The organism is Candidatus Alcyoniella australis, assembly GCA_030765605.1.
In the GTDB taxonomy this organism is placed as follows: Bacteria; Lernaellota; Lernaellaia; order JAVCCG01; family Alcyoniellaceae; genus Alcyoniella; species Alcyoniella australis.
Genome location: JAVCCG010000019.1, coordinates 1 through 14,735 on the forward strand (window position 1 = coordinate 1; position 14,735 = coordinate 14,735).

Sequence of the window (14,735 nt, forward strand, 5' to 3'; positions counted from 1 at the left end):
AAGGTCAGCATCGCCGGACGGTCCTCGGACTGGGACTGCGGCGCGAGCCCGCGGCGCAACGGACGGCCCACATCGTGCACCTCCAGCTCGCCGAGCACCTCGCCACTATAGCAGTCCAGGCCCAGCAGCTTGCCGCGGCCAAAATCACCGACAAAAACCTCCCCGCGTTCGCACAGCGGCTCGGCATTGTCCGAGGCCTCGCCCCCGGCCAGGGCGGCGATCGGCCGCGCTTCCCCGTTGCCCACCAACCACAGCGCTTGCTGCTCGCCGCGGCCGCCGACCAGGTATTGATCAACGGAACACGACTGAACGGCAAAGCGCAGGTTGGTGTAGGGGATCTGTTGGTCCAGGCCCTTGGCCAGGGCCGTCACCGCGCGGTCGTGGGCCGCGAAGGTCTCGAAGAAACTCGGCCGCAAATAGAACACGCCGCCCTCGCTGACCAGGCACAGGCCCAGCAGGCAAAAGCTCACGGCCGGTGCGGACAATCGACGCAGCACGCCGCGACTAGCGATCCACAATACCGCGGCGATCAAGGGGATCAGCAGCAGCGCCCAGCGCAGGTCGAACCACAGAAACTGCGCCAGCGGCACGAGCAAAATCGCGGCCCAGGCCAAGGGGCCGGGATTGCGGCGGCGTACGTACCAGCCGGCCCAGACCGCGTAGATCACGTAGGCCGCGGACAGCGCCGGGCTGATCGTGTGCGTCAACGCCAGCACGGCCAGGGCGAACAGCGCACACAGCAGATAGTACAGCGCGGACCAGACGTAGATCAGCCAAACGGCGCGCGGCGCACGCAGTCTGATCCACACGGCGAGAATTAAAAATATTCCCGGCGCGATCAACGCCGCCACTATCAGCCGCGGGTTTGATAGAATTGCCACGGCCCACAGCAGCGAGAGGTGGATTAGGTAGACTGCCGGGGCCAGCAGAAACAACAGCAGCCAGTCCAGCGCCTTGAGATTATGCTTATCGGACATCCGCTTTCTTGTAGCCCTTAGCCTGATGGCGCGCAAGCTCCCACAGGGAGCGCGACGAAGGAGGTTTGCATGAGCAAGACGATATTACTTCTTACAGCCCACGCCGACGACTGCGAGTTCTTCGCCGGCGGAACCATCGCCAAGCTGATTGCCCAGGGGGCTCGCGTGGTGGAGATCATCGCCACGGACAACGCGCGCGGCAGCTTCGACCTGGACTCGGGGACGCTGGTTTCCCAAAGCCGCAACGTCGAGGCCCAAAACGCTGCCAAGGTGATGGGCAAGGCCGAAGTGCGCTTCCTGGAATACCCCGACGGGTTCCTGGGCGATACGCCGGTCAACGAGCTGCGCGAGATCTACTTCCGCGCGATCCGCGAGCTGCGGCCGGACGTGGTATTCAGCTTCGATCCCTACGAGCCGTTCGAGCCGCACCCGGACCACCGGAAGGTCGCCTGGGCCGCCAGCGAGGCCCTGGCGTTCTCCAACATGCCGCTGTTTCATCCCGAGCACCGCGAACAGGGGCTCGAGCCGCACGTGGTGCCCGAGCGCTACTTCTTCGCCAAGTCGCCGACCCGCTCCAACACGGTGGTCGACATCGGCGATTTTATCGACAAGAAGATCGAGGCGCTGTGCGCCCACGACTCGCAGATGAAGGCGATGATCGACGACCTGAAGATGTCGCTGCTTGCCACCGGCCGCTTTGCGCAGGTGCTGCCGCTGCTGGACCGCGACAATTACCGACCGGCGCTGGAAACCTTCATCCGCGCCTGGGCCGGTAAGGTCGGCGAGCGGATCGGCGTGGACGCGGCCGAGGAGTTCCGCATTGAGCGTTGCGACGAGCTGTTCGACGGCCTGATCGACTAACCTTGATCCGCGACCGATGCGGCCGGACCCGCTTGAACGCTTTGCCCTCGACGGGCACTTGGGCGCCCTGGCGCGCCTGCTGCGCACCCTGGGCTACGACGCGGCCTGGCGCCACCCGATCGACGATTGCGAGCTGATCGAGCTGGCGTACGCCGAGAATCGAATGCTGCTGACGCGCGACACGCGGCTGGTGCAACGGCGCGGCCTGGGTCCGCATTTGCTGATCGAACACAACGAGCCCGAGCGACAGCTCGTCAGCCTGGTGCGCTGCTTGGGATTACGGCCCGACCCGCAACGTTGGTTCAGCCGCTGCCTGCGCTGCAACCTGGCGTTGGAGTGCATCGGCCGCGAGACGGCCGCGCCCTGCGTACCGCCCTATGTTTTACAGACCCAGGACCAGTTCACGCGCTGCCCGGGCTGCCGCCGGGTCTACTGGCCGGGCAGCCACGGCCAGCGCATGCGCCGACGGCTGCGAGAGCTGCTGAGCGAGGCTGAAAATGACGCCCAAGGCTAAAATCAGGCGCGCGGCGCAAGCGCTGGATAAGCTCTACGGGCCGCTGAGCAAGCGGCCGCAGGGTCAGATGCTCGGCGCGCTGGTGGAGACGATCCTCAGCCAGAACACCACCGACCTCAATTCGCAACGCGCGTACTCTCAACTGCGCGGGCGTTTCCGCACCTGGGAGGCGGCGCGTCGCGCCGGGCCCACGGCGATCGAGGATCAGATCCGCGTCGGCGGACTGGCCGGGACCAAGGCCCGGCGGATCCACGCGCTGCTGCAACAACTGCACAAGACCTACGGCCGCTGCGACCTGGAGTTCCTGCGCGAGTTGCCCACCGAACTGCTGCTCGAAGAGCTGCTGCGCATCCCCGGCGTGGGCCCCAAGACCGCGCTGGTCGTGGCCTCGTTCGAGGACGGCCGGCCGGTGTTCCCGATGGACACCCACGTGCACCGCGTGCTGACCCGGCTGGGGGTGATCAGCGGCGATCGGGCGCGGATCGAAACCCATCGCGAGGTCGAACGCTGGATCGAGCCGCAACGGCTGCACAGCCTGCATTTGCAATTAATCGAATTGGGCCGCGAGCAGTGTCGGCCGCGGCCGCGTTGCGCGAGCTGTCCGCTGGCGAAAATCTGCGACTACGCGCAGGAGCAAAAGCTATAGTGGGACACGGCGCTTCTTGCAGAAGGTGTGCAGGACCAGCCTGGCGGACTTCAGCCGCTGCAGCATCTGGTTCTTGTTACGCAGGGCGTCGAAATCCTTATCGTTGATCTGCATCTGCCGGGCCTCACGGTCGACGATGGTCAGATGGTTGTTCAGAACCTTGAGCTCGGCTGGAGCGTAGCGCCGCAGGTTGATCGGGCTGAGCCTGACATAGCCCTTGGCGATTTCCTGGGCGTAGACTTTGGGACTGCCGGTGGGAAAACCCATCTAATCTCCTCTGGCCCAGGTTGCTCATACTCGAACGCGCCAGTTGTAGCACAGGCCGTAAAATCCGGGCAAGGGCAGAGGCTTGACGCTGATCCGCGATAGTTGCAGGGTGCTTGATGGAGGAGAAACGGGAACGATGCGCGTTATCGGCGGAAATTGCCGCGGCAGGCGGCTGGTCCCGGTCAAAGGGCTGAAAATCAGACCCACTGCGGATCGGGTGCGCGAGGCGATCTTCGACATCGCCTACGGCCTGGCGCAGGGGGCCGACGTGCTCGACCTCTACGCTGGCAGCGGCGCCCTGGGGATCGAGGCGCTCTCGCGCGGCGCACGGCGCGCGCTGTTCGTGGAGCTCGATCCGCGCAACGCCCGGCTGATCGAGCGCAACCTAGAGCTGTGCGGCCTAACGCAGCACTCCGAAGTGCTGATCAACGATGTTCTACAAACGCTGAATTCCCTTGACGCTGATCCGGGCTACTCGCTGGTGCTGGCCGACCCGCCCTACAGCCTAGTCGACCAGCTCCCGCTGCTCGAGGCGATCGCCGGTTGCAAGGCGATCGCGCCGGGAGCAACGCTTTTCTTGGAGCGCGACGCCTCCTGTGCTATAAACGGTGATCCCAAGGGGTTATCTCTTTTAAATATAAAGCGTTACGGCAAAACATCAATTTACGTTTACAGCAAACCAGGAGATGGCTGATGTCGTTGGCAGTCTACCCGGGCAGCTTCGATCCGATCACAAACGGCCATATCGACCTGATTCACCGGACGAGTAAGATATTCGACGAGTTGGTGGTCGCCGTGGCGATCAACGTGCGCAAGCAATCGCTGTTCACCGTTGCCGAGCGGGTCGATATGATCCAAGAGGCGATGAAGAAACAATCCAACGTACGGGTCGACACCTTCGACACCCTCTTGATCGACTACGCGGCCAAGGTTGGGGCCAAGGTCGCCATCCGTGGACTGCGGGCCGTCTCCGACTTCGAGGCCGAGTTCCAGATGGCGCTGACCAACCGCTCGCTGCTGCCGGGTTTCGAGACCTTCTTCCTGATGGCCAGCGAGCCCTACGTCTATTTAAGCTCGAACATGGTCAAGGAAATTGCGATGTTCGGTGGAGACATCTCGAGCATGGTGCCCAAGTGCGTTGCCGATAAACTCTACGAACGAATCGCCCGGGATAATCTGAGCAACAGGAAATAGTCCAAGCATAGATATTCGATTTTAAACGACCGCGCGCGGCCCAGAACCACACTACCGAGGTACGAAGATGAAACTCGGCTTATCACAAGCTGTAATGGAACTGAAAGACTCTCCGACCATGGCGATTACTGCCAAGGCCAAGGCGATGCGCGCCAGCGGCGAGGACGTACTGGGATTCGGCGCGGGAGAGCCGGACTTCGACACCCCGGATTTCATCAAGGCCGCGGCAATCGAGGCGCTGAACCAGGGACAGACCAAATACACTCCGGCCTCGGGCACCCAGCAGCTCAAGCGCGCGGTGGTCGATCGGCTCGAGCAGGACTACGGCCTGCGCTACGGCACACAGAACGTTGTGGTCTCGCCCGGCGCCAAGTTCTCGTGCTACTGCGCGATCCAGGCGGTGATCGACCCCGGCGACGAGGTGCTGATCCCCGCGCCGTACTGGGTGAGCTACCCGGCGATGGTCGAGCTGGCGCGCGGCGTGCCCAAGGTCGTCCAGACCTCCGAGGAAGACGGTTTCCTGCTCACGCCCGACGCGCTGCGCGAGGCGATCACCGACCGCACCCGGATGCTGATCCTCAACAGCCCGAACAATCCCACGGGCGCGGCCTACAGCGTCGAGCAGTTCGGGGCGCTGATGGAGCTGGCGCTCAAGCACGACCTGTGGGTGCTCTCCGACGAAATCTACGAAAAGCTGGTCTACGACGGCTTCAGCCACCGCGGCCCGGCCACGCTCTCGGCCGAGGCGATGCAGAACACGATTTTGGTCTCGGGAGTGAGCAAAACCTACTCGATGACCGGCTGGCGCATCGGCTACACCGCGGCTCCGCCCGAGCTGGCCAAGGCGATGGGCAAACTGCAAAGCCAGTCGACCTCCAATCCCACCAGCTTCGCCCAGACCGCGGCGGCTGCGGCGCTGGGCGGATCGCAGGACTGCGTCGAGCAGATGCGCCAGGCGTTCGCCCGACGCCGCGAGTACGTGCTCGATCGTCTCTCGCGCATCGCGGGCATCGAGTGCTTCCGGCCCCAGGGCGCGTTCTACGTCTTCCCCAGCGTCAAGGCGCTGCTCGGCGCGACAATCGACGGCGTTCAGATCGCCGACAGCGTGAGCTTCTGCGACTGGCTGCTGACCAGTAAGGGAGTGGCCGTGGTGCCCGGCGTGGCCTTCGGCACGGAGGGATATTTCCGACTGAGCTATGCTACCGACGACGAGACCCTGTCCCAGGGACTGGACCGCATCGAACAGGCGGCGGCCGAGCTGTCCGCTGCCAAATGACATAAGGCAGCCCACAATGAAAATCCGCACCCTGATGCTGTTGTTGTTGATTACGGTATGGGCCGTTGCGGCCTCGGCCGCTGACGAGCCGACCCATCCGACCCTGGAACAGGTACGCGAGGCCATCGAGCGCTCCGACGCCGACTGGATCGCCGCCGAGACCTCGGTCTCGGCCCAGGGTCCCGAGGCGTTCAACGAGCTGATCGGCCCGGCCGACTGGTTCGGCTCGCCGGACCATCCCCCGGCGCGTCCGCCGATCGTGCCCAAGGAACTGCCGTCGCGTTTCACCTGGGACGATCAGGACGGCGTGAACTGGGCCTCGAGCGTCAAGAGCCAGGCGGGCTGCGGCTCGTGCTCGGCCTTTGCCGCGGCCGGAGTGATCGAATCGCAGATCAAGATCGGCCGCAACGATCCATTGCTCGACCCGGACCTGTCCGAGATGGAACTGTTCTTCTGTAACGGCGGCAAGTGCGATTGGGGCTCGATGCCCTGGGAGATGCTCGGCGGGCTGAAGAATAACGGCATCCCGGACGAGGCCTGCTATTTCTACATCGGCAACGGCTCTGACTACCCATGCGAGAATCGTTGCGATGATTGGGCCTCGCGCATCTGGTCGATCAACGACTACGCCTATGTCGGCGCGGGCAACCGCGATGCGATCAAGGCCGCGCTGCTCGGCGGCCCGCTGTGGTCCGGCCTGCTGATCTTCGAGGACTTCCAGCACTACCGTAGCGGCGTCTACCGTCACGTCACCGGCGGGCTCTCCGGCGGCCACGCGGTGGTGATGGTCGGCTGGGACGACGCGCTGGGCGCCTGGCGCTGCAAAAATTCCTGGGGCACCAACTGGGGCGAGGACGGCTACTTCTGGATCGCCTACGGCGAGGCGGACATCGACATCGGGGCGTTCTATGTGCAGTTCGACCCGACCGCAGCCTGCGCCGCGCGCAGCGAACCGTTGATCAGCGCGCTGTACTACAACGAGCGCGGAAGCAGCACACAGCCGCCGACCATTGAGGACGATGAGGAACTCGCCGTTTATCTGGACTACTACGATGCGGAGGCCGATCTGGCCGGCGGCTACTACACCGTGGCCCTGGACGGCGAAGAGCCGCAACGCTTTGAAGAACCGATCGGCAATGTCGGCCGCGACTACTCTGACTCAGAGGAATACCTTGAAGTGCTGATCGGCGAGAACTTCTCCCCGGGCGAGCACACATTCAGCGTCACGGTCTTTGATTTGTGCGGCTACTCGGCCTCGATCGACGGCAGCTTCGCGGTCGCGGGGGACGACGGGGACGACGACGACGGAGACGACGACAACAGCGCGGACGATGATGACGACTCCGACGCGGGGTGCTGCGGGTAATATGACTCAAGCCGCGGAGAAAATCGCCCGCCCGTGTAACCATAGAGTTGCGCGAGTCTTGCGTCGGCTCCAAGCCGGCTGCTGCGGCTGACGTGCGCTAAGCAGCCTGCAATATGGCCAACCAGCGCGGACGTAGGCGACCCGGCTTTCTGATCGTTGCGATTCTGCTCGGGCTGGTCGCGGCGCTGGCGATGCTCGAGGGTTTGTGCCGCCTGCTGCCGATGGGCGACCCCCCCGCGTTTTGGCCCAGCCCCCTTGAATACCAACAGATCCCCGATCCGCTGTTAAAACACGAGCGGCTGCCCGGCGGCGATTGGCTGACCTGCTACGGCTCGTTCCGGCCCTGGGCCGTAGAGACTCCCAAGCCCGGCGACGTCTACCGCATCGTGGTCCTCGGCGGCTCGGCGGCCCACGGCCTGGGCTTTTCCCACGGCGGAGCGTTCCCCAACCTGCTGCAGCGACTGCTCAACGTGCGCCACGCGGACCAGCGGGTCGAGGTGGTCAACCTCTCGTCCGTGGGTTACAGCTCGTATCAGATTTGGAACGTGGCCGAGCTGACCTTGGAACAGCTCGATCCGGACCTGCTGTTGATCTACTCGGGCAACAACGAACTGCTCGACTTCCAGGGCATGTTGCGGGCCTACGGCTGGTCGGGCCGCCGCACCCGGCTGCGCTTTTGGATGCGCGATCACAGCGCGTTCTATCGCGCACTTTCCAGGATGGCCGCGGGCACCCTACCCGAGCGCCGCGCCACAATCGACGAGGGAACAGACCACGGGTCCTACGTGCCCGACGCCGATGATTGGCGTTTCGCCCTGACGCGCTACGAACGCAACCTGCGCGGGATCTGCGACTCGGCCGCAAAGCGCAATGTGGACGTGCTGCTCTCAACAGTGCAAGGCAACGCCGAGGTCTGCATGCGCGAGGACCGCTGTTTCTTCTGCGACTCGTGGACCGGCGAGCAACCATTGATCGACGCGGACTGGAGCCGGGACCAGGCCTTCGCCCTGCTGGTGCACAACCGACCGCACGAGGCCGCGCCGCTGCTACAGGACATCGAGGGGCAGGATGCAACGCTCCTGCGCGCGATGCTCGCCGCGGCACTGGACGATCAGGCCGAAGCAAAGCGCCTGGCGCAAACCGTGGCCGACGAGCTGGCCGCAGACGAAGGCTACGCGCAATCGCCGATTCTCTGGGCGCGCTATCTGGCCGCGCTGCACTTGCTGGGCGACTCCCAGCGCATCGCCGCGGTCTACCCCGGACTACGCGATTTTGCGCTCACGCCGGATTTCCCGGCCTGGAGCAGGGTCTACTTTCTCTATCGCATCGGCCTACTCGCGGGCGACGATCAGACCTGGAGACGCGAATCCGAACGCACCTTGGGCGCTGACTCGTACTTCCTCACGGCCACACCGCGCACCAACGCGGTGGTCCAGCGCGTGGCGCAATCAACGGGCGCGGCCTTGCTGATAATCGAGCCGGAGCTCACCGGCCACTGCGGTACCGACCACGTGGGCTACGACCTGCTGCTGGACTACTGCCACTTTAACTACCGAGGAGCATGGCTGGCCGCGGCCGCGTTCGCCCAAAGCATCGAACAAGGGGGCTGGCTCGCTCCGAGCGCAAGCCCGCCGGACTATTGGAGCACGGCCGAGCAGTCAGCGCAGCATCCCTGGCTGATCGGCCGCGACTACGCCTATCTGGGATACTGGATCGGGGTCAACGCCGATCTAGCGGCCCTGGTGCACCGCCTGCCCTCGATTGAGCAACGCGAGCAAAAAGTGCGCGAGCAGGTCCAGTCCGGCCGGGCCACGGACCTGCAACGACTGTGGGAGCTCAATGCGCGCGCTGCCCAAGATCCCAGCCGCGAGCTTATGATCGAGTACCAGCGGCTGCACCGCGACGATCCCAAGCTCGACGGAGCGCAGCAGAGCGCCGAACTTTGCGGACGCTGGGCAGGCGAGCCGCTGATTCCCTACCACTCGTTGGATCAGTTGCTTCCCACGCCTTGACCCATGGGGTCGCGTCGGCGGATGTGGCTCAACCCCGCTAACGGGAAAAGAAAAACCTTGCACTGAACCAGAGTTGGTGTTTCTTTTATATTCTCATCTGGCTCGGGTTATATATAAGCATCTGCTGAGAGTTGCCCTCGTCCATAATCCGGGCGTTGTTCGGCCATCACTGAGATTATTCAATATCCATTACGGCTAAAGCATAGGGAGCAAACCATGACTGTTTTCGCACAGGGAAAAATTGAGGCGTTCGCAGGTCCACAGCAATTGGGCGCGCCAGACGATCTTGAAGACGTAATCGTACGTTTCATTGAGGGGGCGAAACACACCCTGGATATGGCAGTGCAGGAGATCGACTCGCAAGTCATTGCGCAGGCGATAATCGATGCCAGGTGGCGAGGCGTTAATATTCGGCTGTTCTTGGAACAGGACTATCTGGAATCCGACAAGCTCCCCTCGGCAACTCCCAAGGGCGATGAGAGCCCTGCCCAGGCCAAGCAAAGAGCCCAATGGACCGAATATCGCAGGCCCTCGGACATCAAGACCAACCGCGATATCCTGGCCGCCTTGTTGCGAAACAATATCGATGTCAAGGCGGACTTCAATCCAGAGATATTCCACCAAAAATTCATCGTCAGAGATTATCGGGGTTCGAAAAAGGCAACCAGCGCGGTGCTCACCGGCTCCACCAATTTCACCGTTACCGGCACCCATAAGAACCTGAATCACATCGTGATTTTTCACGATTACCGAATCTGCAAGGACTATCACAACGAGTTCTTTGAAATTCTGGACGGAACTTTCGGGCAGCTCAGCGTCCGGCACGAGAGCGAATTTAAGACATACAATCTTGGAGGCGTTCCCGTACGAATTCTCTTTTCCCCGGATCACTCCCCTGAGCTGGAAATCATCAAACAGATGCTCAAATGCAAAAAACGGCTCGACTTCGCGATCTTCACATTTTCAGGTTCATCGGGCATTGACGATGCAATGGTCATGCTCCGGGCGGCTAAAAAACAGATTGCCGGCGCCCTTGATCCGGGACAGGGAAAACAGTGGTGGGCCGCAACCAAATGGCTGCACCAGGAGGGCATTAAAGTTTATTTCCCCAACAAGGTCAGCGGGTTCGGCAAACTGCACCATAAGTTGATGGTCATCGACGACGACATCGTCATCGGAGGGAGCATGAACTACACCGGCCCGGCAAACAGCTATAACGACGAAAACATCTTCGTCCTGGGCAATCCGTTTGACTTGCCTGCCACCAAGGGCGGCCCGGTCGATCATGCGGAATGTAAAAAACTGGCGACCTTCTTCCGCAAGGAGATCAAACGAATCATCTCCAACAGCACGATTTACAAATTGCCCTAATTCGCAGCCCCAGCAGGACAAAGCCGAACGGCTTCAGGGCCAGTTGATAGTCCATACGGTTCTCAGGCAGCAGCACCGGGTACTGGTCCTGCGAATACAGGTCGAGCACCGCCTGCTGCACCTCGGGGTTGTCGTAGTTCAGGTCGGGCATGCCCGGCCGGAAGTAGCTGATCCGAGGTGTGGTTGAACACGCCGTCGAGAAACACGCGTATTCCCAGCTCGTGGGCGCGTGCCAGCAACGCGTCGAAGTCCGCGAGCGTGCCGTAGTCGGGGTTGATCGAGCAATACTGGGCCACGTCGTAGCCCGAGTCCACGAACGGCGTGGGGTAGATCGGCATCAGCCAAATCGCGCCGATCCCCAAATCTGCAATGTGCGACAGTTTACTCGTCAGCCCGGCCAGGTCGCCGATGCCGTCGCCGTCCGAGTCAACGTAGGAGCGCACGAAGATCTCCATAAACACCACGCGCTCATACCACGGACGCTCATGGCCGGAGATTCGTCGTCGTCGTCGATTGCGTCGTCGTCATTAATGTCGTGCTGATCTTCGTCCTCATCCGCGTCGTCGCACCCTAAGCCTGCGGACATCAGCAGCATGATGGCGGCCAACAAAACGATCAGCGCCGGACGCATCGGACGGGCTACTTATTGCGTGCGCGGCTGACGATGCTCATCAGGGCCAGGAACAACCCGACAGCCGTGGCCCAGTACAGCAGTGGGCCCTCGGGCATCAGCTCGCGGCCGTAGTCGGCGAGCATCCCGCCGACCACGTTGAGCTTGTGCCCCAGGCTGCCGCTGAGCCGCGGGATTTGCGGCACCATGTTCTGCAACGCGTAATCGCCCAGCACGTAGAGCACGATCTTGTCCGCCAACCCGGCGGAGAAGATCGCCAGGAAAAAAGTCATCACCGCGGGGAAGATGATCTTCAACAGGTAGATCGAAAGCAGCGAGACGATCACGAACGTGCCAAAGCCCGCGGCCGCGGCCTGCCAGATCGCGGCGGCGTCCTTGAGGTAGAAAAAGACCAATATCCCCAGCACCAGACCCGGGATCAGCTTGGCCGTGCGCGCCAGGCTGATGCAGACCAGCACGATCACGGCCATGATCCCCACTGCGGCGACCACCGACCAAACCAGGGTCAGGCTCGGGGTCAACGCCACGGCAATGGCGATGGTCGCGCCCACCGCCACGGCAATCAGCAGCAGCAGCAACAGGTTGGGGATAATCAAGAACAGCGCGGTCCAGATCGCCACGAAAACCAGCGCGGCCAGCAGCGCCTTGGCCAGGGGCATGCCCGAGGTCGAGAAACAGACCACGGCAGCCACATAGCTCAGCGCCAACATGATCAGCAGCAACAGCGGGTGGCGTCGGAAGAACGAGCGGGCCTGCTTGCGCACCTCGGCCAGCTCCTTGCGGCGCAGGGTGACTATGTTCTGCATCGCCCTTTCCTCGGGATCGTACTCCAAGTCCCTCAAAATCAGCCCTCCCTCAAGCTATCCGGCTCTACCAACCTTGAATACCACAGAGCACGACCGGATCGATAGTACTTTTACATTGATGGCGTGCGTTGATGATAAAATTACGATATCGTAATTATCAGGCTTGCACAAATAGACAGCCTGTCTGATGAATGTTATTCTATCTGCTGATAAATAATGGGGAATTGGAGTACTCAAGCGCAATGTGGAGCATCTTGTTGTTAATGGGCAGCGAGTCTGACAGCGCCCTGGTTCGCCAGGCGCTGGACAGCTCCGAGCGGCGATGCGTGAAGCAGCCGAACATGGACGGTGCGATCCAGGCGCTGGATCGCGAACCGTTCGCCCTGCTGGTTGTAGACCTCGATCATTTCGGCTCCAAGGTCGACCGGCTGCTGGACCATCTGCAACAACGGCGGGAGAGCGTTCCGCTGCTGGCGATCTCCTCGCGTCCCGAGAATCTGGTATCCGACGGCCTGGCCGAGTCCGAGGATTGGATCTGGATCAGCCGACCGATCTCCACGCGCCAACTGACCGCGGCCGTGGATCGGCTGCTCAGCCCGCTGCGCGATGCGTCCGCCGAGGGGCTGCGCGGCGATCTCACCGCCGGGCGACCCGAGGGGATAGTGGGCAACAGTCCGGCCCTGCGCCAAGTGCTGATGCTGGTCAAACGAGTGGCCGGTTCGAGCAGCTCGGTGCTGATTACCGGTGAGTCGGGCACGGGCAAGGAGCTGGTGGCCGCGGCGATTCACTGGGACAGCCCGCGCAAATCCGGGGCGTTCGTGGCGGTCAACTGTGCCGCGCTGCACGAGAACCTGCTCGAGTCCGAGCTGTTCGGCCACGAAAAGGGCGCGTTCACCGGCGCCTACCGCCGCCGCATCGGCCGCTTTGAGCAGGCCAACGGCGGCACGCTGTTCCTCGACGAGGTCGGCGACATGAGCCTGGCGACCCAGGCCAAGTTGCTGCGGGTGATCCAGCTTCAGGAATTCGAGCGCCTGGGCGGATTACAGAAGGTGCGGGTCAACGTGCGGATCATCGCCGCCACCAACAAGAACCTGCGGACGCGGATCGCCCAAAGCGAGTTCCGCGAGGACCTTTTCTACCGGCTCAACGTGTTCCCGATCCACGTACCGCCGTTGCGCGAGCGGAGCGAGGACATCCTGCCGCTGGCGCGCAGTTTTGCCGCGCGCTACACCCACGGCCCGGGCCAAGACGTCGTTCGCCTCAGCGCGCAGGCCGAACGGATGTTGCAGTGCTACCACTGGCCGGGCAACGTGCGCGAGCTGAAAAACGTAATCGAACGCGCGGTGCTCGTCAGCGGCGGGCCGACCGTGCAGCCCGCGGACCTGCTGCTCGATCCGGGCGAGGGGGCGCAGGCCGCGGCTCAGACGCTCGGGGCGCGGGACGATCAAGGATTGCCCGAGCCCGGCGCGATCGAGATCCCGGCCGACGGGATCGACCTGGAACAGCTCGAGCGACGCTACATCGTGGCCGCGCTGATCAGGTCCCGCGGCGTACAGACGCAGGCCGCGCGCCTGCTGCGGATCAGCCCGCGCGTGATGCACTACAAGCTGCGCAAACACGGGCTGGACCCGCAGGAGTACCGTTGAGCGCACGCATCGTCTACGTGCATACCGATCCCCTGCCCTCGGCCATGGCAGGCAGCGTGTTCGCCCTGCGCACGGCGATCGGCATGGCTCAGGCCGGCCTCAATACGCTGCTGATCATGCCTACGGCCGGAATCGACCCAAAACAGGCCCTACAGCGCTACGGCGTCGAGACCTTGCCGCCGGGACTGCGCATCGAGCTGACAGCGGCGCTGAGCACGCGGCTGGGGCCACTGTCGATCGGTCGGCAGCGGCGCTTTGCCGACCAAGTTGCGCGCCTAAGCCAGAGCTTCGCCCCGCAAGCGCTGGTGGTTCGCACCCTAACCCTGGCCGACCGGCTGTTGCGCCAAGGCGTGGCCGCGCCGCTGATCTACGAGGCGCACAACTGGTACGCGGATCTGGATGCCAAGTGGCGCGGGGCCGAGGAACTGGTCACACCGCGCAAGCTGCGACGCGAGGCGCGGTTGGCCGCGGTCGAGGCGCGCGTGGTGCCGCGAGTCGCGGGCCTGGTGCTGTTGCAACAGGCAATGCGCGAGCCGTTCGAACAGGCCTATCCGGGCTGCGGCCCGATCAATGTGCTCCCCTCGGGGCTGGAGATTCCGCCCCAGCTGCCCCAGCCCGCAAGCGATCCGCTGGCGGTCTACCTGGGTCAGCTCCATCCGCATAAGGGTCTGGGGACCATGCTCGAGGCCCTGATCCACGCGCCGCAGTTGCGACTGCTGGTGATCGGCGGACCGGCGCTGCTCGAGCATTGGCGATCCCAAGCAGCGAAGCTCGGCGTCGCCCAACGGGTGGAGTTCACCGGCAACCTGCCGCACTCGCAGGTGGCGACGCAGCTGGCCCGGGCGCGGATCGGCGTGGCCCCGCTTCGCGATTGCTTCTACAACCGCCACCTGACCTCGCCGATGAAGGTGCTGGAATACTTCAGCGCCGGACTGCCCGTGGTCGGATCGGACCTGCCCACCGTGGCCGAGCTGGTAGGCGATGAGCGCGGGCTGCTGGTGCCGCCGGACGATCCGCGCGCCCTGGCCGGGGCGCTACTGCGTTTAATCGACGACCAGGAGCTATATTCGACCATGCGCAGCAAGATCGCCGCGAGCCTCGATAGCTTGAGCTGGCGCGCACGCGGCGCGGGGTTCGCCCGACTGATCCGGCTGCCGCGACAGTAACT

Annotated in this window: 15 protein-coding genes; 11 read left to right on the forward strand and 4 right to left on the reverse strand. The window is 63.3% G+C overall.

Annotated features, from left to right (window positions below; genetic code table 11):
- A partial coding sequence (locus tag P9M14_02025) for a hypothetical protein (GenBank protein ID MDP8254504.1) occupies nucleotides 1-977 on the reverse strand: 977 nt, incomplete at its 3' end.
- Between the two features lie 69 nt (nucleotides 978-1,046).
- Here P9M14_02025 and P9M14_02030 point away from each other — a divergent pair.
- The 3 genes from P9M14_02030 to P9M14_02040 are packed head-to-tail and all read left to right on the forward strand — an operon-like array spanning nucleotide 1,047 to nucleotide 2,998.
- Nucleotides 1,047-1,838 carry a PIG-L deacetylase family protein gene (locus P9M14_02030; protein MDP8254505.1) on the forward strand — a complete coding sequence of 264 codons (792 nt, stop codon included), beginning with the start codon at nucleotides 1,047-1,049 and terminating at the stop codon, nucleotides 1,836-1,838.
- A gap of 16 nt (nucleotides 1,839-1,854) precedes the next feature.
- Nucleotides 1,855-2,352, forward strand: a complete 498-nt coding sequence (locus P9M14_02035) for a Mut7-C RNAse domain-containing protein (GenBank protein ID MDP8254506.1) — start codon at nucleotides 1,855-1,857, stop codon at nucleotides 2,350-2,352.
- A complete protein-coding gene (locus P9M14_02040; protein ID MDP8254507.1) occupies nucleotides 2,336-2,998 on the forward strand; it encodes a hypothetical protein in 663 nt (220 codons plus the stop codon). Before P9M14_02035 ends, P9M14_02040 begins: the two co-directional genes overlap by 17 nt.
- On the opposite strand, the gene P9M14_02045 is transcribed toward P9M14_02040, so the two are convergent.
- Nucleotides 2,993-3,265 carry a hypothetical protein gene (locus tag P9M14_02045; protein MDP8254508.1) on the reverse strand — a complete coding sequence of 91 codons (273 nt, stop codon included), beginning with the start codon at nucleotides 3,263-3,265 and terminating at the stop codon, nucleotides 2,993-2,995. The genes P9M14_02040 and P9M14_02045 overlap by 6 nt on opposite strands.
- 136 nt (nucleotides 3,266-3,401) lie before the next feature.
- On the opposite strand from P9M14_02045, the gene rsmD reads away from it, so the two are divergent.
- The 6 genes from rsmD (at nucleotide 3,402) to P9M14_02075 (ending at nucleotide 10,484) form a co-directional block, all read left to right on the forward strand.
- Nucleotides 3,402-3,959, forward strand: a complete 558-nt coding sequence (rsmD, locus tag P9M14_02050; protein MDP8254509.1) for a 16S rRNA (guanine(966)-N(2))-methyltransferase RsmD — start codon at nucleotides 3,402-3,404, stop codon at nucleotides 3,957-3,959.
- Nucleotides 3,959-4,459 (forward strand): pantetheine-phosphate adenylyltransferase, encoded by a 501-nt coding sequence (gene coaD / locus P9M14_02055; protein MDP8254510.1) that lies wholly within the window; start codon nucleotides 3,959-3,961, stop codon nucleotides 4,457-4,459. The genes rsmD and coaD overlap by 1 nt, the downstream gene beginning before the upstream one ends.
- A gap of 94 nt (nucleotides 4,460-4,553) precedes the next feature.
- Entirely contained in the window at nucleotides 4,554-5,735 is a 1,182-nt protein-coding gene (locus P9M14_02060) for a pyridoxal phosphate-dependent aminotransferase (GenBank protein MDP8254511.1), read from the forward strand.
- 16 nt (nucleotides 5,736-5,751) lie between these two features.
- Entirely contained in the window at nucleotides 5,752-7,101 is a 1,350-nt protein-coding gene (locus P9M14_02065; GenBank protein MDP8254512.1) for a C1 family peptidase, read from the forward strand.
- Nucleotides 7,102-7,214: 113 nt separating this feature from the next.
- Nucleotides 7,215-9,113, forward strand: coding sequence for a hypothetical protein (locus P9M14_02070; protein ID MDP8254513.1), 1,899 nt, complete (start codon nucleotides 7,215-7,217; stop codon nucleotides 9,111-9,113).
- 216 nt (nucleotides 9,114-9,329) lie between these two features.
- Nucleotides 9,330-10,484 carry a phospholipase D-like domain-containing protein gene (locus tag P9M14_02075; protein ID MDP8254514.1) on the forward strand — a complete coding sequence of 385 codons (1,155 nt, stop codon included), beginning with the start codon at nucleotides 9,330-9,332 and terminating at the stop codon, nucleotides 10,482-10,484.
- A gap of 62 nt (nucleotides 10,485-10,546) precedes the next feature.
- On the opposite strand, the gene P9M14_02080 is transcribed toward P9M14_02075, so the two are convergent.
- Both P9M14_02080 and P9M14_02085 read right to left on the reverse strand, forming a co-directional pair.
- Nucleotides 10,547-10,939: an alpha-amylase family glycosyl hydrolase gene (locus P9M14_02080; GenBank protein ID MDP8254515.1), complete on the reverse strand. Its 393-nt coding sequence runs from the start codon at nucleotides 10,937-10,939 to the stop codon at nucleotides 10,547-10,549.
- 184 nt (nucleotides 10,940-11,123) lie between these two features.
- Complete coding sequence (locus tag P9M14_02085; protein ID MDP8254516.1) at nucleotides 11,124-11,957, reverse strand: hypothetical protein; 834 nt, start codon at nucleotides 11,955-11,957, stop codon at nucleotides 11,124-11,126.
- Between the two features lie 227 nt (nucleotides 11,958-12,184).
- On the opposite strand from P9M14_02085, the gene P9M14_02090 reads away from it, so the two are divergent.
- The gene (locus P9M14_02090) at nucleotides 12,185-13,567 is read left to right on the forward strand and encodes a sigma-54 dependent transcriptional regulator (GenBank protein MDP8254517.1); all 1,383 of its coding nucleotides are present in this window, start codon (nucleotides 12,185-12,187) and stop codon (nucleotides 13,565-13,567) included.
- A complete protein-coding gene (locus P9M14_02095) occupies nucleotides 13,564-14,733 on the forward strand; it encodes a glycosyltransferase family 4 protein (protein MDP8254518.1) in 1,170 nt (389 codons plus the stop codon). The genes P9M14_02090 and P9M14_02095 overlap by 4 nt, the downstream gene beginning before the upstream one ends.
- Nucleotides 14,734-14,735 lie beyond the last annotated feature (2 nt).